We start from the raw sequence: 24,706 nt of genomic DNA, 5'->3' as shown, positions 1-24,706 counted from the left end.
CAGGGAAATGTCCCTACGGTCGCAGCTTCAATGTTTCGTTGCGGTTATGGTAGGTGTGTCATTTCGCAATTTTGTTGATCCGTACTCAGTTGCTTAAAAATGGGCATAGCTATCCCGTTAAATGAAACTGCATACATAATTCCAAAGATTGCTATTGGCAACTGTTCAAGACGGAGCATTGCAAAATCACGATTCATCCTACCACACCTCCTTCACTGAATGATATGAATATAGTAACATAATCCTTGTGGAATAATCAACCAAATTCTTAGTCTATATAAAAAGGTGCAGGAAGTATATTTTTTGCCTGCCTTTCTTAGGTTGTCTTTAAGTTGTAAAATATGCAATCAGTTCACATATGGGCCCGAAATGTCATCATGATTTTCCTGAAGGGGTAACCATTGAGGAGGAAAACAGTCAGGTTAATTTCTCCCGTTTTCCGCTTCGCTTGTGGTCTCGTATTCATAAACCGATTGTAGTCAAATAAAGGTAATGATTCCATAAGCAACGAATGATTTTGGTATCCCTTCGAAGTAGTAGGATAAATTTAGGGAGTGCGCAATGAGTATGGATATTAAGCTTGCTGAAAAGAAACATGAACAAGCCATTTTTGAATGTGTAAGTATAGCTTATAGTATGTACATTGAAAGAATGGGTAAAAAGCCTGCTCCTATGCTTTCAGATTATTCTAAACTTATTGAGAAGAATGTTGTATATATAGCAACAGATTCGGAAGAATTTATGGGCATTATTGTCTTTTTTCCAAAGGGGAATTCCCTATTTATCGAAAATGTAGCAGTTCACCCAGATTCACAGGGAAGAGGAATTGGACGTAAATTAATTGAGTTTGCTTTGTTTAGCGACACTTAGCCAATATGAAAGCAGTTGGGACGCGTCGCAAACACTTAAACGTTCTACGACATATCGTGCAAAGGACGCGCCATCCTTGGCACGGACGAAAAGGTTTAAGTATCACTTCATATTTGTTAAGTATTATACAATTATTGGATTTCTTAGTATAATATCTAGTGGAGATAAAAACACAGTTTCGGTTGGTAGTCCGAACCTATCCATTTTAATCGATAGCAGTAACCTTCCCTCCTGGATAGAAGCAAATAGAACCCTGCCGATCAAAGATATCTGGGAGAAAGTTAACGCCAAACTAAGAGGACATTTTAATTATTATGGGGTAAGCGACAACTGGGACGGACTCTTAAAATATAGGAATGCAGTGAAACGATTGCTATGCAAGTGGCTAAGGCGCAGAAGTCAACGTAGTAAGTTGTCATGGATAAGGTTTAATCAACTTTTAAAATGGTACCCGCTAGTGACACCGAAAACACTAATTAATCTTAACTCGGCGTATGTATAAAGAGGCTCATATGTGGAGCCGGATGCCTAAATTGGGCACGTCCGGTTCTGAGAGGGGTTGGGCTTCAATTCGTAAGAAAAGGGCCCGCCTACTCACCAAATCTGAGAGAATATGAAAGTAGTATTCAGACTTCGGGAATACGCGGGACGTTATCGGACATCTAGGTCCATTAGGAATGAGAGGGAGTTAGAGTTGGATAAGTATTTGATTGATTAGGTTTAGTGAGCAGGAAAGGGTAAGAGATGATTGGAGTTCGTTGATAGTGTACTAATACGCATGTCGGATATGCTAAATAAAATGTAGCTCATGTTTTTTCGGGAAGTCTACTAAATATAGTTTTAAGATGGAGGAAATCATGGACGAATTGGCATTTCAACAATTATTATATGAACAAATACCCATAACTGAAAAAATGGGGTTTGAGGTTATTGAATTCAAGCCGTCTAGTGTAAAGATACTGGCTAAGCTTGAACCAAACCTCAATCACAAGTGTACTGCGTTTGGAGGTAGTATCAATAGTTTAATGACGATGTGTGGTTGGGCAGCAGTTTTTGTTAATATAAAGGAATTTGATTCAAACTCACATATTGTTATCCAAAGGAGTAATATTGAATACTTCTCTCCTATAAATATGGATTTCATAGCGGAGTGCAAAATTGAAAAGCAAGAAGTTATAGAGAAGCTCTTAATAACCTACAAAAAGTTCAATCGTGCTCGAATAAAGTTAAATGTTTTTTGTAGGGAAGACAACAAGGTATTATCAAAATTCGAAGGACAATACGTAGTGTTTCGATAGCCTTTTAGAGAATTTTTCTTCGCATAACAACTGTTGAGGGCAGATTTAGTAAATACGGGTTACGGGGTTGTCTGGGCATTCTTAACCGACGTCCGATAACAACGTATTCCCAACACTTGGTAATATGCATGTACTATGGCGCGTCGGGAATACGCAGAACGTTAGACGCCATACTCGGTTTTTGTTTTTATTTAATAGAAAGCTTTTGCAGTCTACTTGAAATTTGCGGCTATTCTATGACGGATAAAGGTAGTCCAGGAGGATAAATGATGGAAAGAATACATATTACAGGATCGTCAGGGTCAGGAACCACCACATTAGGCGGGGCACTTGCAGAACGATTAAGTTATCAGCATTTTGATACAGACAATTATTTTTGGCTTCCTACAAATCCACCATTTCAAAAAAAGAGAGAGCTAGAAGATAGGCAAACACTATTAATGACGGATTTAGACAGTACTGACAGATGGATATTATCTGGTTCACTTAGTGGATGGGGAGATATTTTTATTCCGAGATTCGATTTAGTAGTGTATCTGTGGATTTCGAAAGATTTGCGCATAGAAAGACTTGTTAAGCGAGAGACACGGAGATATGGTAAAACAGAAATCGAAGTAGGCGGAAAGATGTATTCTGCTTTCAACGATTTCATTCAATGGGCATCTGATTACGATAATGGTGGACTAAATATGCGTAGTAAAGCTATGCATGAACAATGGATGGCATCCTTAAACTGTAAGGTTCTTCGGCTTGAAGGAAATATGTCTGTTGAAGAACGTGTAGAAGCAGTAATTGAAACAATAAGAAAGAATTAGCAGGAGAGTCCAAAATGGACATTGCGTTTTGTTGACATTGGTTAGAGTTCATCCACTCATTGCCATTTGGTATGAAAGCAGCTGAAGACCGTACGTCATCTAAACCAGCTAATTGTTAACCTACCAAAAGTAAGCACAAAAACGGTATGTAAATAAAAGGTATCCATAAGTCCACATAGAATAGTTATTTAAGATCAGAAAATGGCTGCTGAGAAGCTAAAATACCGAAAATTATCCTAAGTAATTTGTTAGAAGTAGCAATGATCGCGACTTTAGAAGGCTTACCTTCGTTTATTTTTCGAAGGTAAAAACTTCTGAGGATCATATTTAGAGGGCCACTGGCTCTATTACTAATTCCAGCTACAGTGGCTTGATAGATTGCCTTTCTAAGACAAGGTGACCCTCTCTTAGAAATCTTGTTATGACTCGATTTAAACTTTCCCGATTCGAAGACAGAGGGGTCAATGCCTGCAAAAGCGACCAACTGTTTAGAACTCGGGAATCTCTTAATATCACCAATCTCAGCGAGAATGGTGGTGGGCTGTAGCCTCTCCTACGCCAGGAATTGAACAAAGGAGAGGGTAATCAAGGGAAAAGTTTGCCCAGTAGACCATTTGAGCCCGTATATCTGTCAGAATACTTTGTTGGGATCTGAGGAGGTCCATGTACATCCTTAAAACCCGTAAGTTTGACTGTTGGGCGCGGTTAAAAGGCAGACTTTCCTTGGCAGCCGATATCAGTGCATCCGTTTTCAACTCGTACCAGTTCTTCGACATCTTTGCTGGCTTAAGACAATTGATAATCTGGTCCCTACTAGCCGACAGAATAGCATCGGGAGTAGGAAAAGAAGAAAGGACTCTCAAAGCAGTAGGACTACATAAATGAGCAAATACTGACTCAAACTTAGGAAACAGAAGGTCTAAGACGGAACGAAACCGGAGTTGAGTCTCAATATAGATAGTGTTGAACCCATCATATTGGCGGCAAAGATTCTGCAACTCCGAGATGTAATCCATATGAGGTTTAGCCTCGGTAAATTGATTCAGGTAGTAAACCTGAGCAATACGATTTGCATCAATAGGGTCAGTCTTAACTTTACGAACGGATTTCTTTTTCTCAGCGTGAGTCTGAAGAGGATTTAAAACGACCACCTTGAACCCAGCATCTTGAAAGAAAGCGGTAATAGGCTTGGAGTAGTTGTCAGTAGCCTCCATAACCACATGAGGACGTTGACCCGTCTCCAATTCTAACTTGCTGAGTCGATCGATTAATTGAGATAAATCGTTGGGTGAATGAGAGAACGAAAAGGGTCGCCGGTACTTTAATATAAAGTTAGCTGTAAAGCAGTGAGCCACTTCTTTGAAGAAAACGGTTCACTGTTTTATAAATTATATGCCAATAACAGATCAGGAGATCCTTGAATAAAGGCAGTAGAAATATTGATTTGGTTATCTGACAGTTCCTGCAGCCGATTCAATATAATCGCGCAATAATAGAACGCTCTTTCGAATTTCTTCCGGCTCCAGATGTCCGTATCCCATAAGGAGTTTGCCTTGGTGCCTGCCTTTTTCAATACAATGGTGTTCCACCGGCGTTATATCAATACCGTTTTGAAGGCAGCCTTTTCTGAATCCTTCATCAAAGCATTTTCCCGGAAAATCAATGGCAATATGAAGTCCGGCAGCATCGCCGTAGGAAGTCCATCCGCTGCCGAATGCTTCTTTCAGCGCTTCCATCAGCTCTTGTCGCCGCTGTCCGTAAATTCTGCGCATTTTTTGTACATGCCTGTCCAGCTTCCGCGTCCGCAAAAACTCGACCATTGCCGCCTGCTCGAAGGGTGGGTTCTGTACATCCGCGTGGGTGCGCATATCGCTCCATTGCCTGTGCAAAGGCTTGGGCAGAATGACATAGCCGATTCGGAGCGCTGGAAAAAGTGATTTACTGAAGGTTCCAACGTAAATTACACGCTGTTGATCCATTGCATACAGCGGTGCGATGGGTTCTCCGCAAAACCGGAACTCGCTGTCATAATCATCCTCAATAATATATAGCCCATTTTCTCTGGCATAATGGACAAGCGCGGTTCGGCGGGCAGCGGGCAAGATTCCACCCAACGGAAACTGATGTGATGGGGTTACATAGACGGCACAGGCGTCCCTGCCATCGGGTAAGCACTGCGTCCGCATTCCCTGAGAATCCACAGGGATGGGCTCAATCGGGCATCCTTTGTTCAGAAAAGTCTTAAGCATGCCGCTGTGACAGGGGTCCTCTATCAGAACTTTTTTACTGTTCATGCACAGCAGATCGGCCAGCAGATGCAGAGCATGGGTAGCACCCGCTGTTATAAAAATATCCTCTGAGTTTACTGTAAGACCGCGGCTTCTGAAAAGCCATGCGGCTATTTCCTCACGCAAGGCGGGAAGGCCTTGTGGACCTGTATATCCGTACAGTTCAATCGGCATTTCTACTGAAGCTTTATGTAAGAACTGTTGCCATAAAAACTGTGGAAACTGACGCAAATCCGGCCGTCCCGTCCGGAAATCGGCTTTTAACATCCGCTTAGGCAGACTAGTCTTACATAGCGCAAAAAGATCAGACTGTTCCATATACACACCTTCCGCAACCCGTGTGGCGGAACCTTGACGGTTAATGACAAAGCCTTCTGCAATCAGCATTTCATAAGCCTCACCCACGGTATTGCGGGATATGCCAAGATCCTTCGACAGCTCCCGTGTAGAAGGAAGGGCGTCGTTTGATTTCAGCTTTCCGCTCATAATTTGCTCTTTCAGTTTCTGATAGATTTGCCGTTTTAACGGCTGTTCGCTTTCCCGTTCTAACTCAATTCCCAGCATACTGCCTCCAACTGGTCTACTATAATCTAGGTTGAACTGGCACTTTACTGATACCAGTCAGCTTGGTAATATTGTATCATTCATCCAGTACAAAGCAAGGCGCTATGAAAGGAAGATTTGAGCTTGAAGAGATGGGCGGGACAAGTTTGTTTATTTTTTGCGTTTTCTCTGGCGGGGACCAGCGTCATATCAGCACGTCTTGTTTCCGGAAAGCTTGGAACATTTACCATTGCATCGGTGAGTCTTTTCTTTGCTCTTCTTTTTTTATTGCCTGCCTGCGGGAAAAAGCTGATGGAAAGCCTGTGTGAGATGTCTGCAAAAGACGTTTTCTCCCTTGTTCTTCAGGCGATATTTGGTATTTTTCTATTTCGTATGTTTCTGCTGTACGGCATGCTTTTTACCAGTTCCATGGAAGCGGGTATTCTCACAGGAGCGACACCGGCCTTTACAGCACTTTTCGCAATGGCATTATTAAAGGAACCGTTCAGCGGGAAAAAGCTCGCGGGAATTGCCGGCACGGTAGGCGGTATCCTGATGATCCAAGGACTTCTTAATGCGGGGAACAGTTTTTCTCTGTTACATCTGGGCGGGAATATGCTGGTGCTCTGTGCGGCGGCAAGCGAATCCACGTTCAACATTTTTTCGCGTGTTTTCGCCGTCAAGACTGTGTCTGTTCAAAAGAAAGCGATCCATCCGCTGGTCCAGACTGCGCTTGTCTCGGCAATCGCGTTCATTCTCTGTCTGATTCCGACGCTTTTTGAATCCCCTGTGCGAAGGTTATCCGAAATCGGACTTGGGGAATGGTTGTCACTTTTGTGGTACGAACTCTTTGTGACTGCACTGGCTTTTGTCTTTTGGTACGCCGGAATCAAACGCTGTGGCGCGTTTACCGCCGCAGCTTTCTCCGGCATGATGCCATTTGTGTCTATGCTTCTGTCGGTAATCATTCTGGGTGAACAAGTCGGATGGCAGCAGTGGATGGGTGGGGTTTTGGTCATATCCGGAATGATTCTGATCGGAAACGGCAGCATTCCCGCCAAGGTATCTAAATTGCAAGAAGTAAAAAGTATAAAGGAGCAGGTGGTAAAATGATACATATCATGCAGAATGAATTTCAACCGGAATATGCAGAAGGGCCAATTTTCTAGTGATTTTCAGTTTTCGGAGTTACCAAGGCAACCACAAAATGGTGCATCCCTAGAAGCAAGACGCCCAGGGTCATGCCCCAAAGCCCAATCGAATAGAGTGTCGACGCAACTTGCTTGCAACTCATCAAGAGCGTGCTAACCATGCATAAAGCCATGCCCCATACCTGCGGTTTTTCCATGTACAGTCCTGCATATTTAACGCAATAGTCGTCATCTTTAGCCGGAAATTCGAACCAAACCCGGTTCCAGACGAGGGCGAAAAGTACGGCGATGGTTGCTCCCCAAGCCATGTATACGGGAAATAGCTGCGCGGGCATGGGCAAGGGTAAAATAGCTGGAATGACAGCGGTGGCTGCCGCCGGAGGATGATCGGCATCAAAAACCTGCATCAGCACTGCAACGTAAAGCAACGCTAGACTGAGTTTAAGCGGAATAACAAAGTCGGTTCCCCCTGCCAACAAGTCTCCTGTCCAAACTCCCGCCAGCCCGCCGATCGCTGAGACAAAATGTCCGACAATGACCGGTTTGGGCCGAGCCACGCGCAAGTACACGCAACTGGAATTGATAAAACAGGTTGCTGCCAGAGGCGGAAAGAGCACTCCTATCCCCGCGACTTTAGACAGCATACCGATGATGGCAAGCGCTATGCTGCCGCCAAGTGAGCCCCAGACGATGCGCGACAACGAAATGACTCCCGGGCGGTAAACGTCCCTCGCAAATTCTCTTCGGCAAATGGACGTAACTCTTATCTGCACCGAATTCAATTTCTTAGGCACTTTTGCACTCTCCCCTCCAGGCAAAGTTTTGGCTCGACTGCAAGTTCGTGGTGGGCACAATAAAGCACTGTGCCCACCAGAACTTGGTTAATGACTCTTGCCGCCGTGTACTGAGGCAAGTTAGCGTGTTTCGACCGACATGTCATGAGTAACGGCCTCCCTGGGCTTGGAAATGAGAGGGCTAAACGTCCCACGCAAGCTTCTTTCTTGCAGTCTTAAAGTCTGAGATAATCATCTGGGCAAGTTTTTCGGGGTCCGGGTCAACGTTCATGCAGGAACCGAGCAGTTCTCTTGTGCCTCCGTAAAGGAAATCCATCACCTTTTTAGAACCTTGTACCGGAGCATGAACACAATGGTAGGAATCAAACCCCAGCATACGGAAAGCAAGGGCAGCGCCTACGCCCTTCTCGTTAGACCATTCGGGCGTCACCTCAGCAAAGGGCAGATCTTTGATTGGATGGCCGAGCAGGCCAGCTATGGTAGCGAAGGTGCCGACGGCATGAGCGTTATCGATGCATTCGCCAAAATGCATGACCGGGGGCATATCCGAACCGAGAAATTCCTTCAAACTATTTCCGCATTTATCCTGTCCCTTGACCGAGCAGTAACCGAGCTTTGCCATTGGAAAGGAGGCACAACCGTTGGCAAAGATAAGAATGTTATTCTTCAGCAAGATGTCTGCAACATCCACGATGGCCTTTTCAAATACGATGCGGGTATTTGTGCATCCAGCCAAGTTAATGATGCCGAGAATTTTGCCCTCCTTAAGAGCATCGGCGATGGGCTTGACGCTTCCGCCATAGTATTCGCTGAGGTACTCCAGACCGAATCCCACTTCCGCTTCCACTTCGTAGGGAGGGATATGTCTCTTTACGTCCAGGCGGTTTTTGAAGCTTTCGATCGCGCGGGTTACAATTCTGTCGGCTAGTTCCGGAAGTCGATTCAGGTCGGAGAGATCTCGCTTGTAACCGATATGTTCCGCCCCCGGCAGGCGGTTGGATTCGTTCGTGGTGACAACCACAGTCTTAAAGCAGTTCGCGACATCCATGATACCCGGAAAAACTTCTTGGATGTCAGCCAGCCAAAGATCCAGCGCGCCTGTGGCCACTACCAGCTCAGCGCCGTTAGCGTTGGAGAGCGGAATGACCCCGCCAAGGCGGTACATGGTTGACAGGCCGGAACAACAGATTCCGTAAAATTGGATACCCTGGGCTCCGGCCTCCTTAGCCATGGTGACGAATTTAGCGGTTCGGGCCGTTTTGATGACTTCCGTGGCCAGCATAGGAGCATGACCGTGAATGGCTATATTAACAAAGTCTTTTTTCAGCGCCCCCAGGTTCGCCTTGATGGTGCTTCGCGTGGGAATGCCGAAGAGACAGTCGCTGGCAATGGAGCCGCCCACCACGCTGTTCATGGAAAAGGTGATACCTAAGCGCAGGAACTGATCCATCGCTTTACGCCAGTCGCCTTGGGTTGCGACCGTGGTCGCGTGCAAGGTCTCAAAAACCTCGTGATACGAGCTGATCGGAGTTATCCCGAGATCGTTCCATACCTGCTGTCTTTCGGGCGGGGCTACTGCAGTAAGGGTTCGGTGCTTGCCAGGCACCGTACGGCTCATATCTTCGAGCAAAATATCCGCAATTTCACCGGCCAAAGCTTCGACGGTTTTGCCTTCGGTCTCAAGCCCGTACATGTTGGCTGCGCCAAGCACCTTGTTTTTGCCCACGATGGGGAGATCGATCTCTCCAGAGGCGGCCTTTTTCAGGGTTAGCATGACTTCACGGGCGCGCGCCCCATGCGCTGCTACACCTCCAGCAGCCGCGCGGGCCATGTTTCGCGCTACGATGAGATCTGCAGTCGCTCCGCAGGTGCCCCGTGGAGACTTCTCAGTTATCTTGCAAGGACCGAGCGAGCAGTTTTTGCAACAGACACCGGCTAATCCAAAAGCGCAGTGAGGTTTTTGTTTGTCGAAACGGTCAAAACAGTTTTCAATGCCCATACTATCCATATAGGCAACCATTTCCCTCACTGCGGGATCAGGAGCCTGGGACATAACGTCAGCTTTGCTGGCAAAGGACCTGCGATATTCCGTAACTGCTGCCATGTAATCGGTGAAATCGTTATCGTGGTGATGATGATGGTGGTGGTGGTCATCGTGATCGTGATCGTGATGGTCAGCACCATGCGTTTGTGAATGTTTCTTGTCTCCCATATGATTACTCCTCTCTTAATTAAAGGTTGCAATTTAGAACAAGTTCCCTGTCACAATTGCTATGCCGGTATTTTAATCAGCGGCATCATGATCCCCCCTTTGTGTTTACAACAATGCAATCGATATGCCAGAGTCCTTTGTTGCGGGAATAATCAAAATAATCAACAATGAGAGGTGGATACGAAGTTTCTTAAAAGGAAGAACACAATGACAGCAACGATAGTCCGTTTTTATTAACGAAATTTCGTTGCTGTCATTGTGTTTTCGTTGTAAGCGCAGGAGCGGTTAAATCTTTTCCCGTAGACGAGATGGTGCCAGGATATGTCAAGACCCGATTTGCTTGGGCGTGTAAGACTAGCTGCGGCCGTGCCAATCGTCAAGAGTGATCCCCATCATTTTCAAGCGCGAAATCAGAGTGGTCGGCTTTATCCCAAGTTTCTCACTTGCACTTCTCGGCCCGTAGATCTTACCGTTACAGACGCTAAGCGCCTCGATCATATTTTCTCTCTCCAATTGACGTATTTCGGCGTCAGTTAGGATGCCGCGCTTGTCGATCTGACCCTTGGTGTGGACGCTGGGGGAAGTGGCGCTGACTCCCAAGTGAGCTATGGAGGAAATACCGGAGTCCAGCTTCCCCAAATGAGAAGTAATGACCGCCCGCTCAATGACATTTTGTAGTTCACGGATATTACCGGGCCAGTCGTATTGTGTCAGGAGCTCAATATCAGATTGGGTGAGGAGAGGCTTTGGGCGGTTAAGTCTTCGAGAGGTAAGAGCCAAAAAGTGGTTGACCAAAAGCGGTATGTCGTCCTTACGGTCACGAAGTGGAGGCAGAAGAAAGGGGAATACATTAACTCGGTAGTAAAGATCTTCACGGAAGCGTCCTGATGTGACCTCTCGCCCGAGATCGCGGTTTGTAGCGGAAATGATGCGCACGTCAACTTTTCGGACTTTTTCCTCGCCTACGCGCTGGTATTCACCTTCTTGCAGGACGCGCAGAAGCTTACTCTGCAGTTCGAGGGGGATCTCGCTGACCTCGTCTAAGAATAGCGTTCCTCGGTCGGCGATCTGAAAAAATCCCTCCCGATCCTTGTGCGCTCCAGTGAAAGCACCCCGAGCATGCCCGAAGAATTCGCTCTCGAAAAGATTCTTGGGGATAGCGGCACAATTAATTTTGATCATAGGATGCCCGACCCGCTTGCTTCTAGCGTGGATCTCCCTGGCGATGAGCTCCTTGCCTGTGCCCGATTCCCCGGTGATAAGCACACTGGTGTCGATGGGCGCAACAAGAACGATTTGCCGTAGAATTTCATGGAGGGCGTTGCTTTTACCGATGATACCGTTGAAGGATTGGGCGATATTGACTTCTTCGCGCAGATAAGCGTTTTCATTCTCGATTTGCCTTTTGAGACGTTTGATCTCGGCAAAGGCTCGCGCATTGGAAACGGCATAAGCCAAATGATCAGCAATCATACGCATAAGCCCTAGTGCTCCCTGATCTAGAGCGATGCGCGTAAACATTGCCAGAACACCAAGGACTTCACCTTTATAGATCAACGGCTGGCCGACGAAGCTGGCGATATGCTCCTTTTTCACCCAGGCCCTGTCGGCAATCCAGTCAGAGTTGCCGCTAATGGCTGGGATGTTGCCGGGCTGGCCCGATGATGCAATCCGGCCTACCTTGCGTACTCCCATGGGGAAGCGGCTAAAGGCACCGTGTTCGATGGTGTTCCAGGTGGTTTTGTTGTCTATGGAGAGCCCGCGGCTAGCCATCAGGTGGAGGCAGCGGCTTTTGTCCTGGCAGGCTGCGTACTCATTGCAGGTGTCGCAAATATCCCCAGGGGTGATCATCCAGACCCTGGCCAGGGCCACGTTACAGTTCGATGCCAGAGATGATGTAACCAATTGTAGCAATTCATCGACCGAACGCTGCTGCGCCATCTCTAGAAGCAATAGCTGAAAGCTTTCGAAATCCAAATTGAATTTATTTTGAGTCATAGGGCACCTCGGCGATTTTTTTAGGAATTTGCATTTTTTATGATGGGAGCTCGGACAATATATTGTGATGACCTCTCAATCCTTTACCAACGTTCCTATTTGGTGGTGTTTTCCAAAAAAAATATTAGAAAACCCACAAAATATTATTGTATCTGTATCTCTTTATAACCCTTAGTTGGAGTGTGCTTTACTAATAATAAATAGGAACACTAGCCTATTTCTATTTTTTGTCTTTAATTCCTGCCCAAAAGTCAACTGGAAACTCCCTTCTGAAGCAAAAATTCAAGAAGCCATGTGGAGTGGCGAATTTAACCTGCACATGTCATCCCGCGTTATAACGGAGATGTCCAAGATCCGCGCGGTGGTAATACCGATAGGAGCCGTCCAAGTTCCGTCCCTCCGCATCTGTCAGGTACAAAGCTTTTTCCCCACGGGTGAAGGCGACAAAGGCCAGCCGCCGCTCTTCTTCCATGGCTTCAAGCGTCGCGGTCTTTTTGGAGGGGAACACGCCTTCCCCAAGACCGCAAAGAAACACATAGGGAAACTCCAGGCCCTTCGCCGTATGGATGGTCATCAGTTTAACCGTATTTTTGTTGGAAGCTGTATCAGTATTTGTCAGAAGCCCTATATGAGACAAATAGTTTTCTAAGGTGTTTTCCTCTCCGCTTGTGGTCTCGTATTCATAAACTGATTGTTTGAGCTCTGCCAAATTGTCTAACCGCTTCTGACTTCTTCCGTCCGGAGCATTGCCTCATAGCCGCTTTGGTCAAGGAGCGAATTGAACAAGTCGGAAATCGGCACATTCTGATAGCCTGCGGAAAAATGTTCGATTAAATCGAAAAACCCCAATCTAAAAGAAAATGGTCTCCATTTTAGGAAAAAAGACTAACGGGATTTAGGAGAGGGAGAGGACTTTGGTGGTGATTCCGCCGACCAGGGTATAGATGAACGCATTCGGCTTCGCTTGCGGAGAAGAAGTAGTATTAGGTGAATGGTTAAGTGGAATTTGGTTATGGAATTTATCTGTGGAATATTTTGGGTTCCCTATTGTAACAATCTATTATATGGATTAGAATGGTAATAGAACAAATGTTCTTAAAATGGAGGGGATAAGGTGCAAGCATTTGGTGGACCGTGGACCTGTAAGCAATCCATCATCTTCTGCAATAAATCTTTCTCTAAAAGCTGTGGACCACATTTTAACACACACTTAAATAGTAATTTATAAACGAGGCGATAAAAATGTCAAAATCGAAAATTGAATGGACAGAAAATACTTGGAACCCAGTTACCGGTTGTACGAAGATATCTGATGGATGTAAAAACTGTTATGCTGCTGTCATGGCGCAACGTCTAAAGTTAATGGGAAATAAGAAATATGATAATGGATTTGAGGTTACACTCCACGAATACTGCCTGACTGATCCTTTAAAGTGGAAAAAGCCTTCTCTAATCTTCGTAAATTCCATGTCGGATCTGTTCCATGAAGACATCCCTTTAGATTTTATCCAAAAGATTTTTGGGATTATGAACAAAGCATCCTGGCATACCTTCCAAGTTCTAACGAAGAGAGCAGAACGACTTGAAGAACTGGCTCCTTATCTGAATTGGAGCCCTAACATCTGGCAAGGGGTAACCGTTGAAAGTGATCAATATAAATACCGCATTGATTCCTTGAGGAAAGTGAATGCGAAGGTTCGATTTATTTCCTTTGAACCGCTAATAGATGAGGTTAAAAACCTTGATTTAACGGGCGTGGACTGGGCGATTGTTGGTGGAGAAAGTGGGTTTAAGTCTCGAAGGATGGACCCTGAGTGGGTATTATCTATCAAGAATGAATGTGATCAACAAGGTGTTAGCTTTTATTTCAAACAATGGGGTGGGATAAACAAGAAGAAAAATGGACGGTTATTGCTTGGGAAAACCTGGGATGCTATGCCGGAAATCGGGGCCAAATAACTGACAATGCTGCTCCCGATCCCAATAAAAGTACACAAATCAACATGCACGCTTTTGCAGATAAACCATACTATGGTAATCATGCTGAGGTGTGTTTTTTGCCCCAGCAGGTTACTGACGAATGGATGCAAAATATTTCGAGGGAAATGTTTTAGGAGGTCTTAATTTGCTGAACAGAGCGATTGAAATAATAGCACCTTAGTAAGGGGCTTGGCTCCATATTCTGAACTCTTTGAGAAGTTTTTAAGAGAATGGAAAGACCTGCCTAATAAAATATGGTGTGGTTATCTGATGAGGTGACGTATTATGCTTGAAATTTTTACGACAGCAGTATCGGGCAGTAAAACGAAATAGTGACTAATATTGAGCATAGAAAAATGAAGCAACGCGAGACAACTTTTGTCTCGCGTTACTCTTTTAAAAATCGTTGTAAAACGCGATCTGACGCATTTAATAATATGTGTTATCTCAAATCATGATTATTTTACTAATCCTTCATAAATCAGGGAGTATAAAAAAGAGGGAGTGTTTTCAAAGTTACTAATTTCTCCCGTTTTCCGCTTCGATTTTGGCTCTCAGGCTTATGTTCCTCACCGTCCCAAGGTCGTCGAACTTGATTAAGTAGGCAGCTTTGTCACGGTTGATTCCGATTACTTCGCCGGCACCCATGATGCCGTGCACGATACGGTCGCCGGGTCGAAAAGTAAACTCAGAAGATTTCGCTTCTATTAGCTTCTCGCTGCTGCCGATATGCCAATTTGATTCCTTGACCAGACCTTCATCAAGTTCTGCCGTGTAAACAAGCAGGTCCTTGTCTACATTGAAAATGAAACGGGAGGGATACCGATAGGAGCCGTCCAAGTTCCGTCCCTCCGCATCAGTCAGGTATAAAGCTTTTTCCGCACGGGTGAAGGCGACAAAGGCAAGCCGCCGCTCTTCTTCCATAGCTTCAAGCGTCGCGGTCTTTTTTGATGGGAACACGCCTTCCCCAAGACCGCAAAGAAACACATAGGGAAACTCCAGGCCCTTTGCCGTATGTATGGTCATCAGTTTAACCGTATTTTTGGTGTAAGCTGTATCCGTATTTGTCAGCAGCCCAATATGAGACAAATAGTTTTCTAAGGTGTTTTCCTCTCCGCTTGTGATCTCGTATTCATAAACCGATTGTTTGAGCTCTGCTAAATTGTCCAGCCGCTCCTGACTTCCTTCTGTCCGGAGCATTGCCTCATAGCCGCTTTGGTCAAGGAGCGAATTGAACAAGTCGGAAACCGGCACATTCTGATAACCTGCGGAAAAACCCTCGATTAAATCGAGAAACCCCTTGGCCTTCGTGCCCTTGAAAATTTCATGGTCGATGGTTCTTTCGAGAGCGCTGTAAAGGGAGCAGTGATTTTGGGCTGCATAATCTTTTAAAAATTTCATGCGCCGCAGGCCGATATTGCGTTTCGGCACGTTAGCTACCCGCAGGAAGGACAGGTCGTCCTTATAGACAATGAGCCGGAGATAAGAGAGAGTATCCTTAATCTCCATCCGGCCAAAAAATTGTACGCCACTATAGATGGTGTAGGGGAGTTTTTCTTTCAGAAATACCTCCTCCAGCGTACGGGAGATGAAATGGGCGCGATAAAGGATTGTCACGTCACTCAACTTTACGCCCTGAGCAACCAGTTCATGGATTTGAAGCGCAATCCATCTGGCCTCCGCCTCCGCTGTTTTGGCATGATGGTAAACAACCGGAACCCCGCCCGGTAGCATAGGAAGCAAGACCTTGTTGATGCGGTTTTTGTTGTTTCCGATTAAAGAATTTGCAGCAGCGAGAATCTGCGGTGTTGAGCGATAATTCTCCATCATCATGATGGTGCGGACCTGTGGGAATTCTTGGTCAAAGTCCAGTAAATATTTCAGCTTGGCACCGCGCCAGGTGTAGATCGTCTGATCCGGGTCGCCTACGATAAAAAGGTTTTTGTGATAATCACACAGCACCTTCATCAGCCGATACTGCAGCTCGTCAATATCTTGATACTCGTCGATCATGATGTATTCCAGCCGCTGCTGCCACTTCAGCCGGATCCCTGCGTCCACGCTGAAGATGTGGAGTACATATTTAATTAGGTCGTTGTAGTCGAGTCCGAAACATTTCTTTTCTTGATACAGGTATCCCCAGAAGATGATGTCCTCCGCTTCTAGGGCATTCAGATATTTGAGATGGAGCGCTTCAAGGGAAAGAGAGACCATAAATTTGTAGTACTCCGGATCTTTAAACAACTTGCGGATTTCGATCATGTCTCTCGCTTTAGAGAAGGTCATGTGCCGCAAGGTGAGGCCCCGTTCTTCATAAATGACCTTCAGCATGTCGTTTATATCAGAATTGTCAAGAACAAGAAAGCTTTTCGGATAGTGGACAGCGTTGATGTCCTCCTGCAAAACAGTCACACAGAAGCTGTGGAACGTGCTGATATAGCCGGTATCGTTGTCCCCACAGAGCCGGCGGATGCGATGCTTCATCTCATGGGCGGATTTATTGGTAAATGTGACGCAGAGGATGTTGGACGGCATAATGCCAATCTCATTGACAAGATAGGCAAACCGATGCGACAGCGCGCGGGTCTTACCTGACCCCGCACCCGCAATCACGCGAATGAAGCCCTCCGTGGCAGTTACTGCCTGTCGCTGCTGTTCATTAAGTCCCGCCAAGATGTCAGTCATCCTGTTAGTCACCACTTTCTTTAACTTAATTCAATAATAGGTTTGTTTAACCGTTGCAAGCATACAAAATTAAGCTTGCATCGAACATGCGTTTGTTATTTTTATTATACATTACTTTGTTAAATCCATCCATAACTTAAACCCTTTGCTTGAAGGTCTTCAGCCTGCTTTTCTTCTCAATATGGGTACGGTTATTAGCTTTTATAAAAATAGAGCAGTGCGCTACTCCCCAGTGCTCCCGGCGTTTGATTCAGCTTCGACGATGTGTCCGGAATAAAAAGCCAGAACGTTTAAATCGTTCTGGAAGTTAGATGATTGCACAAGAAATTAGAAGGATGTTCAAGCTATAAGACTTACAGCTTGAAAGGGTGCCAAGCATATCTATTGACTGCTTGGCGCCCTTTTAGTATTGTTTTAAAATATTTGGTGATCTCTGGAAGGGAAAGTGAGAAGTTCAGCGAAAAAAGTAAGTATAATGGGACTCCGAATCTTCAACAGTAAATCAGGATACCAATGGCTTGAGCTCGGCCGAGGAACTTAGTTTGGCTGAAATTCCTAAATTTATTATGCTAAATGAGGTGTGTAATGCTTAAAAAAGTTTTTACAGTGTGGATTATTATTAGTATGGTTTTTACTTTAACGGGTTGCTCTCAAGAAAAGAGCTCACAAGAAACAAACATAAAGAATGAGAAAATATCAATTGTAAATCAGACAGCGCAGAAAAAAATCAACGAGATAGAAAATTCTGCTGTACCCAATTTTGATGAAATATATAAGAATACAGTTGAGATAGATGTCAATTTTGACGCTGAGGGTATGTTTGGTACATATAAAGCAAAAATCGAAGATAACAAAATGCTATCGGATATTTTAACGATGATTGGCAAAAGCCAATTAATAAAGGACGAATCAAAAATTAATAAGATGAGTGGTATGGCAACAAAGAACAATAGTTTGATACTTGTAGCAGGAAATGGGAGTAAAAAAGAAATCAAATTTGCCTTTGATGACCCGGCCTTTGCAGTGGGGTATTTGGAAATTGATGATCACAAGTATGACCCTGGTTTTAGTTTTTTCAGGTACATTAAGGACTTTACTGAATATAGACAGTTTGATCCAAACATAAATAATCAGGTTGAAGAATTATTTGAAAAATATAATTGGACGATTGACTATCGAGTCAACACAATGAATGTGACACTCCCGTCTAACCTGAAACACGATGCGGGAGAGTATCCTGTCAAGATATACTGGGCTTACAATAATGAACTTTCTAAAAATATCGGCCTGGACTATAGTGAATACCTAGGGAAGGAAGTAGAGGTCGATATTTACAGGCTTAGGGAGCCCTTGCCTGAGTATATGAATCCAAGAATGAATTCACGAGGAATCGTTTTGAAATACAATAATAAAATCGTTGGAGCATATATTGATGCGGGGAGACACGACTGCTTTGCCTGCTCACTTGATAGAAAAAGCTTAAATGATATTACCAATAAAGAATGGGATCATTGGATTAGTGACTATATCAATTATAATAATGAACTAGAAATAGAATTATCTAAAATGAAACCAGAGGACATCATAAAACAATATTATAAAGCTATGAATAGCCATGATCAAAAAATGCAGTTTGCCTGTTTGACTCGACAGAATCTATGTAATTATTTGGCTACAAACATGGATAATAATCTGCTAATGAACGCTGGTTATAATAATGTCTATACGGATGAAGAACAGAATGTAAAATCAGCAAAATTTATTAGTTTGCGAGAAGTAAGCGGCTTGGGTAATCCAAAGGGGGCTGTGGAGTATGCAGCAACAATAGATTTCAAATTTAAAAAAGAGATTACTTCAAACAGCGGAAAGCAAACCAGATTTATTATTCTGAAAAAGGAATCGGATAAAAGCGGTTGGAGGATTGATAGTGAAGGAACAGGACCTTAGCATCGCTGTGAGGAACAGAATCCTTTAAGTTTAATCTTTGGCAGCGGAACAAATCAGGCCGCCTCGTTTTGTGAGGCGGCCTGAACTCTGTGAATAATCAGGGAAAAGTTACATCTTATTGTCTGGAAGATTATGCTATAATATCTGTAACAGGTTGTCGAGGGACGGTTAGCCACACCCTTCAGAAAGGGGGTGGTAGGATGATCTCAATGGTTGAGGCGATGTATCTCATGATTGCATTTGCAACACTCGTTGTTTTGATCATAAAGAAGAAATAACCGCCCCCGCCAAGGATTGCGGTTATTTCTTATAACCTCTAATTCGGGCTAACCCTACGGTTAGACAATCTGCCGGGCTGGCGTGCTTGCAACATGTCAGTCCTTTTCTTATATTATACCCATGAATTGTAAAATATGCAACCAGCCCACATATGGGTCCTTTGTTATATACAAATATAGAAGATAAATAAAAATGCCTAGACTAGGCTCATGATAATATTTAAAATCAGTGGAACTTTTGAACCCTATTATGAATCCTAAGTAGTGAAATGCATTTCGAATTGAAATAGTTGAGGTGAGGATTAAAGCGTGAAAAAAGATCTGATTGGAAGGGCTCGACAGGGTGACCTTGAAGCTTGGGAAGTATTAATCCGGGAAATCTATCCCCAGGCTTCCAAACAGGCTTTCTGCTTGCTGAGAGATAAAGATCTGGCTCAGGACGCCGTACAAAACACTATGCTTAAGGTTTTTAATAACCTGTCAGGCTTGAAAGATGAAGGCGCTTTTAACGGCTGGTGGCGGCGGATATTAACCAACGAAGTATACCTGTTGCTGCGCTTTAGCAGCAGGGTAATGCCGGGGATGACAGCGGAACTGCTGAACACCGGGGAACTGCCTGTCGAGGATGCTGTCACGCTGAAGTTGGAATTGGGGCAGGCAATTAAAAGGCTTCCTCTAGAACAACAGCAAATCCTGCTTGATATTGATCTAAGAGGATTAAACTTACAGGAAGCTGCAGAAGAATACAATCTTCCGCTGGGAACGGTCAAGTCGCGGTTATTCCGGGCCCGGGCCCGTCTGCAGGAGACACTGAAACAGTATAGAAAAAAGCCAAAGGAGCGAGTAGACATGACGATAGAGCCATCCGATATAAAGGACCGAATTTGTGACTATTTGGAAGGAACCATGGAGGCAGCGGCCAGAAATTCCTTTGAACAAGAACTGTCGCAAAACCCTGCATGGCAACAGGAGATGAAAAAGCAGAAGGACTTTTTGACATTCTTGCATTCACTGACCGGAAAAATAACCCTTTCCGTAACCGAGATTAAAGATAAGGTGCAGGCAGTGATAGAGAAAACAGAGGATTACGAGGAAATCGTGGATGCTACTTTCTTTGAGCAAGGGAAGCCGACCACCATGACCTCCCATATCTGGTTCAAGAAGCCTGATTGCTATCGGACAGACGGGGACAATGCGGCAACCGGGCCCATAACGGTAATTATGAAAGACGGAATTATGCTGAGTTGGCTTGCCGATAAGCGCCAAGTCAGAAAACTTATCTTAAGCCAGGAATACAGAGAACGTGGCAACTTTAATTTCCCGGACAGCCTCAAGGCGATGGCCGAGAATAAATCCAGCCGGATCTTAGGTACGGAATACCTGCAAGGTCGACCGGTTCTTCATGTACAATTCAGTGAACAAGTTCCCGGGCTGGGGGAAATGAATACTCATCACTGGATGGATAAAGAAACCTGGATGCCAATACGAACGGAATATTATAATGTCAAAGGGGAGCTGGTAAACCGCCGGGAAGTGAGGGAGCTTCGCCTCAATCAGGGACTGCCTGATTCCCTGTTTGAACTGGATCTTCCTGAAGGGGTAACCATTGAGGAGGAAAACACTCAAGTCCTCAATCTTCCTCAGGATATAACGCTGACTGAGGCAGCAGAGCGTTTCCATCAAGCACCATATATTTTGCCTGGTCAGAATTATAAGATCAAACACCAATGGATTGAAGTAAAAGAGGGTAAAGGTGCTCTGCTCAGTATGTATTCCGTCCTCGGTGAGCAGAACCCGTTGTTGATTGTCACCCAAGGGCCGGTGCCGCATACTAATCTGCCTCCGAATGCTAGCAGGTCACCCGTAGAAATTGAATTTGATGGCAGGAAAGCAACCGGAGGACTCACCAAGATCGAATTGGCGGGTGTCAAATACATGCTCGATTGGCAGGACAATGGTTACTCTTATTCCTGCGGCGGGCAGCTTGAAAAGGATGAGTTGCTCAAAATCCCCGGAAAATTGACACAGGCAGAGTTAAAACATATAGCGTAAACTTATGGATACACTTCGGGTAAGTCACCTGGAGTGTTCCTTTTTTTGTTTCTCTTTATTATAAGGTACCTTTAAAAAACGTTGACAAAAAACTAAGGTACCTGTAGAATAAAATCATAAGGTACCTTATAAGAAATATGACATCACTAAAAAGGAGAGATATAAATGGTGGAAAAGAACTTTGACTTGATTATGCAACTTACACGGGTTGAATGGCTGCTTCACAGGTACCATCAACAAAACCACAGGCATTTTGGCCCAATGGGAGATCCCCGCAGAGGGCAGGGTAGAGTTTTAGGAATTCTTAAGATGCAGCCGGAAATTAGCCAAAAAGACTTATCCTACCTGCTGGATATGAGACCGCAATCCTTAGGAGAACTTCTTTCTAAGCTGGAGAAAAGCGGGTATATTACTCGCGAACAATCGGAAACGGACCGCCGGGTTATGAATATTAAGCTTACAAAAGAGGGAATTGAGGCAACTGAATCAACTGAGCAAGAATTCAGCTTTGACAAGTTGTTTGAATGCCTGAGTGAAGAAGAACAAAAGACCATGAGCGGCTTTCTTGACCGTATTATCAAAACCCTGGAAACTCAACTTGGGGATGAAGAACCTGAATTTAGTTTCGACCCGCGCTTACGTGGAGGAAATCCATTTGATCAACCTTTTCAGTTTGGTCCTCGGCGCGGAATGGGACATGGACGACGCCCTGGCTCATACCCAGATAAACCTGAATAAAAATTATCAGTAGTAAAGCAGCACGATCTGAAGGCACTGCGGCAACCTCTAGTAACAGTGCCTTATTTTTTTGCGCCAATTTTGAGCATTTCCTATGCAAAGGGAGGATTTTAATATGGAAAACATTGAAAAAATGGATTAAGCATCACTCGACTATCTGTAAAAGGAACCGTTTCCAAAGCAATTATGCACATGGTTATTCCTATGATGCTGAGTTTTATTGTTACAATTATCTACAATATTACGGATGCCTTTTTTATTGGAAAGCTTGACAACACAGCGATGATGGCGTCAGTTACTCTGGCATTGGCATTTTCATGCATATTAATGGCCCTAGGCCACCTGTTCGGAGTGGGTGCAGGAACTTATGTATCAAGACTTTTAGGCGAAGGTAATTCGGAAAGTGCCAAAAAAGTTTGTTCCATAAACTTTTGGTCATCAATCCTCACAGGGATCATCTTTATGGCGTTATGTCTGCCTTTGCTATCTCCCCTCTTGCAGATTTTGGGAGCAAAGGGGGATTGCTCGACCATATTTGCCGGTCTATCTGCACTTTTTACAGGTATCTTTCAAGCCTTTGGCACAGGTGTACAATCCACGGTTATGTCCTCTCTAAGGGGTGTTATACTTATTCCCATTTTGATTTTTGGAAATTTGTTATTTGCTGTCAATGGCGTTATTTGGGCTAATACAATTTCAGAAGGACTCACCTGTCTGGTAGGGCTTATTCTGTTTCTGGGAATCTGGAAGAGAATTAATCTCGCCTACTCATAAAGAATTTTCATCCAAATTCGACACTGGTGACGAATTTGACCTTACTCAGGTGCTCATCCTTCTTGGGATGAAAAGTTAAATCTTGGTCAGAAGGAAATTGAACTGTAAGGTAAATAAATAGTAAAACCCCGGATTAATCCGGAATTTTAGAGGAATGTTTTGCTAATTAGATGGTTTCTTGTAATATGGATTATCAAGATAAGTGTTGCAAATTGAGCAGTAGATCTTCTCTTCAAGGGGATGATCACTTGCACTAAATAAAGTATTTTTACACTTTGGACAGAAAAATTCAAACATCCTCGCTTACTCTTTCCTGTTTTTATAATCTTTCTGCTTCGCTTCGCTATATGTATTATACAAGAAATCCAAACGAATTTAACTTTTATTATTGATGATAGCCCTTATTTCCTTGTATTTATGAGGCGCTCGCCCGGCAGCTGCACTATAAGTTTTCTAATTGTCCGGGATAATCTCAGCAAGGCGGATTTTAATGCCTAACTCCAGGAAATAGAAGCCCATGCCTCGGGAAAGCTCGGCGTTGGCCCCCCTTGCCTGCAGATAAGCAGTTCCCAGTTCCCATAATTGTTTAGAGCTATGTTTGGCCAAAATCGAATAGCGCTTGCGGACATATTCATAGCCAATCTCAAAATCACTGAGGCTTTGTCTAGACATCGTTTTCCTCCCGCTGTTCAGGGGATTGTTCTCCAATCAATTCGGCAATACTAACACCGAGAGCGGCAGCAAGTTTCTTCAGGATAGGATAGGTAGGCTGTTTTCTGTTGGCTTCCAGTTCAGAAATATAGGTTTGGGAAACACTCGAGCGTCTGGAAAGCTCAGCCTGAGACAATTTTTGTTTGGTTCGAAAATAGTTTAGATTTTGCATACAGCATACTTTCTTTTATCAACAATTATAATTGCTTTAGCGATAGGAGTGAAATAATGGGAATCGATTATGGCTCTAAATTTTTGGAATTATGAAAAAAGAATAAGTTAAGTCAAAAAGATTTGGCCAATATTGCGGAGATTGGGCAAACTACGATTAGCGATATAGAAGCTGGGAAAAAATCACCAAACGCTATTACCATCGAAAAGATATGTTTGGCACTCAATATTACGCTTACAGAATTTTTTGCCGAGGAACGCCCGCAGCTTGAGCCGGAATTTCGCTGTCTGGTGGACACAGCCAGAAAGCTTTCGCCGGAACAAATAGAATATCTTCAGAAGTTGCTGGAATCGATGAGTAAGGATTAGATTTTTAATTATCACGATTGAGCATAGAAAATGAAGTAACGCGAGACAGCTTTTGTTATCTCGCGTTAGCCTTTTTATAATCGCTATAAAACTCAAAAAGAAAATTCAAAAGACCCCTTGGTAGAGGCCTTTCCCTTCAAATCCCTGATTATTTTACTAATCCTTCATAGACAGATACAAAATCTTCAGCAGAAAGAATTCTTAATCCTTCTATTTGAATATTATGAATACCACTTCTAAAGTCATTACTTACAATAAAATCGGCTTCACCTTTGATAGCTGTTTTTAGAAACATCTCATCAAATGGATCATTGAGCTTAGGGCACTCAATCTCTAAAGTATTAACTGAAATTGCATCAAGAAAAATATACGAAAGATTATATAGATATTCAAGTCTTTCTTTTTTATCATCAAATAAATGTAAAACAATATTTTTTATAATATAAAATAATTCGCCAATTGTTTCCTGAGAAAAAAGCAATTGAACTTTGTTTCTGCTGATCAAATCAATGACTGCATCACAGTATAAGTGCTTATTAGAAAACCACGAATTAATAAAGATATTTGTATCAACTACAACCCTAATCTTCTTTTTCATACCTCTTTATTCCAATCGATTTTCTAATATCTTTTTCAGTAAGTCCCTTTTTTTGCATAGCTTCTTGAGCCATTTGCTTCATTCTATCCATAGGCGGAAGTTTAACTTGTGATTTATTAGCTGTTGAAATTGCCATGTTTTCTTCCTCCTCCTTACCGATTTCAGCGTTTTCTTTGTCCATATCTTATCACCTTCCAAACTGTTGTTCAATATAGTATGCCCATTTTCATCCAGCTAGAAGGTGACAAAAATTGCTTGAAAATAAAAAGGGCGCCCATCAGATTTTAAGACTGACGGGCGCCCCTTGGCATAGTTTTTGAAATATTTGGTGATTAGTAGAAGGAAAAGCAGGAAGTTCGGCGAAAAAGAAAATATACGTCAAACGTTGTCCATAAGACCGGATTCGCTTGAGGATAGATTTAAAGCCAGGGGTT

23 protein-coding genes and 2 pseudogenes are annotated in these 24,706 nt (G+C 43.8%); 13 read left to right on the top strand and 12 right to left on the bottom strand.

Translation table 11 applies throughout. The features are described 5' to 3' along the window. Window positions 1–44: 44 nt before the first annotated feature. A complete protein-coding gene (locus M8E35_RS12160) occupies window positions 45–197 on the bottom strand; it encodes an RAxF-45 family protein (RefSeq protein WP_252469371.1) in 153 nt (50 codons plus the stop codon). A gap of 364 nt (window positions 198–561) precedes the next feature. On the opposite strand from M8E35_RS12160, the gene M8E35_RS12155 reads away from it, so the two are divergent. From M8E35_RS12155 to M8E35_RS12140, 4 genes are all read left to right on the top strand, one after another. Beyond that, window positions 562–870 carry a GNAT family N-acetyltransferase gene (locus M8E35_RS12155; protein WP_252469370.1) on the top strand — a complete coding sequence of 103 codons (309 nt, stop codon included), beginning with the start codon at window positions 562–564 and terminating at the stop codon, window positions 868–870. Then, window positions 842–1,372 carry a group II intron maturase-specific domain-containing protein gene (locus tag M8E35_RS12150; protein WP_309446463.1) on the top strand — a complete coding sequence of 177 codons (531 nt, stop codon included), beginning with the start codon at window positions 842–844 and terminating at the stop codon, window positions 1,370–1,372. The genes M8E35_RS12155 and M8E35_RS12150 overlap by 29 nt, the downstream gene beginning before the upstream one ends. A 355-nt stretch (window positions 1,373–1,727) precedes the next feature. Then, window positions 1,728–2,168: a YiiD C-terminal domain-containing protein gene (locus M8E35_RS12145; protein WP_252469368.1), complete on the top strand. Its 441-nt coding sequence runs from the start codon at window positions 1,728–1,730 to the stop codon at window positions 2,166–2,168. Window positions 2,169–2,437: 269 nt separating this feature from the next. Next, the gene (locus M8E35_RS12140; RefSeq protein WP_252469367.1) at window positions 2,438–2,983 is read left to right on the top strand and encodes an AAA family ATPase; all 546 of its coding nucleotides are present in this window, start codon (window positions 2,438–2,440) and stop codon (window positions 2,981–2,983) included. A gap of 184 nt (window positions 2,984–3,167) precedes the next feature. On the opposite strand, the pseudogene M8E35_RS12130 reads toward M8E35_RS12140, so the two are convergent. Next, a pseudogene (locus M8E35_RS12130) lies at window positions 3,168–4,296 on the bottom strand (IS110 family RNA-guided transposase); the annotation flags it as partial. A gap of 135 nt (window positions 4,297–4,431) precedes the next feature. Next, window positions 4,432–5,757 (bottom strand): MocR-like pyridoxine biosynthesis transcription factor PdxR, encoded by a 1,326-nt coding sequence (gene pdxR / locus M8E35_RS12125; protein ID WP_252469364.1) that lies wholly within the window; start codon window positions 5,755–5,757, stop codon window positions 4,432–4,434. 201 nt (window positions 5,758–5,958) lie between these two features. On the opposite strand from pdxR, the gene M8E35_RS12120 reads away from it, so the two are divergent. Next, window positions 5,959–6,927 (top strand): DMT family transporter, encoded by a 969-nt coding sequence (locus tag M8E35_RS12120; RefSeq protein ID WP_252469363.1) that lies wholly within the window; start codon window positions 5,959–5,961, stop codon window positions 6,925–6,927. A 52-nt stretch (window positions 6,928–6,979) separates the two neighbouring features. On the opposite strand, the gene M8E35_RS12115 is transcribed toward M8E35_RS12120, so the two are convergent. From M8E35_RS12115 to M8E35_RS12100, 4 genes are all read right to left on the bottom strand, one after another. Beyond that, on the bottom strand, window positions 6,980–7,819 hold the full coding sequence (locus M8E35_RS12115) for an HPP family protein (RefSeq protein ID WP_252469362.1): 840 nt from the start codon (window positions 7,817–7,819) through the stop codon (window positions 6,980–6,982). A gap of 121 nt (window positions 7,820–7,940) precedes the next feature. After that, complete coding sequence (locus M8E35_RS12110; protein ID WP_252469359.1) at window positions 7,941–9,971, bottom strand: anaerobic carbon-monoxide dehydrogenase catalytic subunit; 2,031 nt, start codon at window positions 9,969–9,971, stop codon at window positions 7,941–7,943. Window positions 9,972–10,325: 354 nt separating this feature from the next. Next, window positions 10,326–11,969, bottom strand: coding sequence for a sigma-54-dependent Fis family transcriptional regulator (locus M8E35_RS12105; RefSeq protein ID WP_252469356.1), 1,644 nt, complete (start codon window positions 11,967–11,969; stop codon window positions 10,326–10,328). Between the two features lie 322 nt (window positions 11,970–12,291). After that, on the bottom strand, window positions 12,292–12,678 hold the full coding sequence (locus tag M8E35_RS12100; RefSeq protein ID WP_373887444.1) for a 3'-5' exonuclease: 387 nt from the start codon (window positions 12,676–12,678) through the stop codon (window positions 12,292–12,294). A 533-nt stretch (window positions 12,679–13,211) separates the two neighbouring features. Between M8E35_RS12100 and M8E35_RS12095 the strand changes: the two genes are divergently transcribed. Further along, the gene (locus M8E35_RS12095) at window positions 13,212–13,928 is read left to right on the top strand and encodes a DUF5131 family protein (protein ID WP_252469354.1); all 717 of its coding nucleotides are present in this window, start codon (window positions 13,212–13,214) and stop codon (window positions 13,926–13,928) included. Beyond that, entirely contained in the window at window positions 13,844–14,083 is a 240-nt protein-coding gene (locus tag M8E35_RS26930) for a PhzF family phenazine biosynthesis protein (protein ID WP_373887443.1), read from the top strand. Before M8E35_RS12095 ends, M8E35_RS26930 begins: the two co-directional genes overlap by 85 nt. A 385-nt stretch (window positions 14,084–14,468) precedes the next feature. Here the strand turns inward: M8E35_RS26930 and M8E35_RS12090 are convergent, their stop codons facing one another. Then, window positions 14,469–16,634, bottom strand: coding sequence for an ATP-dependent helicase (locus tag M8E35_RS12090; protein ID WP_252469352.1), 2,166 nt, complete (start codon window positions 16,632–16,634; stop codon window positions 14,469–14,471). A 585-nt stretch (window positions 16,635–17,219) separates the two neighbouring features. On the opposite strand from M8E35_RS12090, the gene M8E35_RS12085 reads away from it, so the two are divergent. The 5 genes from M8E35_RS12085 (at window position 17,220) to M8E35_RS12065 (ending at window position 22,423) form a co-directional block, all read left to right on the top strand. Beyond that, window positions 17,220–18,581, top strand: coding sequence for a DUF4830 domain-containing protein (locus tag M8E35_RS12085; RefSeq protein ID WP_252469350.1), 1,362 nt, complete (start codon window positions 17,220–17,222; stop codon window positions 18,579–18,581). A gap of 89 nt (window positions 18,582–18,670) precedes the next feature. Beyond that, the gene (locus M8E35_RS12080) at window positions 18,671–18,859 is read left to right on the top strand and encodes a hypothetical protein (RefSeq protein WP_252469349.1); all 189 of its coding nucleotides are present in this window, start codon (window positions 18,671–18,673) and stop codon (window positions 18,857–18,859) included. Window positions 18,860–19,168: 309 nt separating this feature from the next. Further along, complete coding sequence (locus M8E35_RS12075; protein ID WP_252469348.1) at window positions 19,169–20,911, top strand: sigma-70 family RNA polymerase sigma factor; 1,743 nt, start codon at window positions 19,169–19,171, stop codon at window positions 20,909–20,911. A gap of 165 nt (window positions 20,912–21,076) precedes the next feature. Then, window positions 21,077–21,649 (top strand): MarR family winged helix-turn-helix transcriptional regulator, encoded by a 573-nt coding sequence (locus M8E35_RS12070; protein WP_252469347.1) that lies wholly within the window; start codon window positions 21,077–21,079, stop codon window positions 21,647–21,649. Between the two features lie 192 nt (window positions 21,650–21,841). After that, entirely contained in the window at window positions 21,842–22,423 is a 582-nt protein-coding gene (locus M8E35_RS12065; RefSeq protein WP_445012474.1) for an MATE family efflux transporter, read from the top strand. A gap of 453 nt (window positions 22,424–22,876) precedes the next feature. Here the strand turns inward: M8E35_RS12065 and M8E35_RS12060 are convergent, their stop codons facing one another. Both M8E35_RS12060 and M8E35_RS12055 read right to left on the bottom strand, forming a co-directional pair. Next, window positions 22,877–23,095 carry a hypothetical protein gene (locus tag M8E35_RS12060; RefSeq protein ID WP_252469346.1) on the bottom strand — a complete coding sequence of 73 codons (219 nt, stop codon included), beginning with the start codon at window positions 23,093–23,095 and terminating at the stop codon, window positions 22,877–22,879. Then, complete coding sequence (locus M8E35_RS12055) at window positions 23,088–23,306, bottom strand: helix-turn-helix domain-containing protein (protein WP_252469345.1); 219 nt, start codon at window positions 23,304–23,306, stop codon at window positions 23,088–23,090. The genes M8E35_RS12060 and M8E35_RS12055 overlap by 8 nt, the downstream gene beginning before the upstream one ends. 107 nt (window positions 23,307–23,413) lie before the next feature. Here M8E35_RS12055 and M8E35_RS12050 point away from each other — a divergent pair. Continuing rightward, window positions 23,414–23,674: pseudogene (locus M8E35_RS12050) on the top strand (helix-turn-helix domain-containing protein); the annotation flags it as partial. A 148-nt stretch (window positions 23,675–23,822) separates the two neighbouring features. Here the strand turns inward: M8E35_RS12050 and M8E35_RS12045 are convergent. Together M8E35_RS12045 and M8E35_RS12040 are read right to left on the bottom strand one after the other, a co-directional pair. Continuing rightward, window positions 23,823–24,272 (bottom strand): putative toxin-antitoxin system toxin component, PIN family, encoded by a 450-nt coding sequence (locus M8E35_RS12045; protein WP_252469342.1) that lies wholly within the window; start codon window positions 24,270–24,272, stop codon window positions 23,823–23,825. Then, a complete protein-coding gene (locus tag M8E35_RS12040; protein WP_252469340.1) occupies window positions 24,256–24,453 on the bottom strand; it encodes a hypothetical protein in 198 nt (65 codons plus the stop codon). The genes M8E35_RS12045 and M8E35_RS12040 overlap by 17 nt, the downstream gene beginning before the upstream one ends. Between the last annotated feature and the right edge of the window lie 253 nt (window positions 24,454–24,706).

Origin of the sequence: Desulfosporosinus nitroreducens (genome assembly GCF_023897015.1) — a bacterium.
Lineage (GTDB): Bacteria > Bacillota > Desulfitobacteriia > Desulfitobacteriales > Desulfitobacteriaceae > Desulfosporosinus > Desulfosporosinus nitroreducens.
This window is presented reverse-complemented; position numbering and strand designations above follow the sequence as displayed.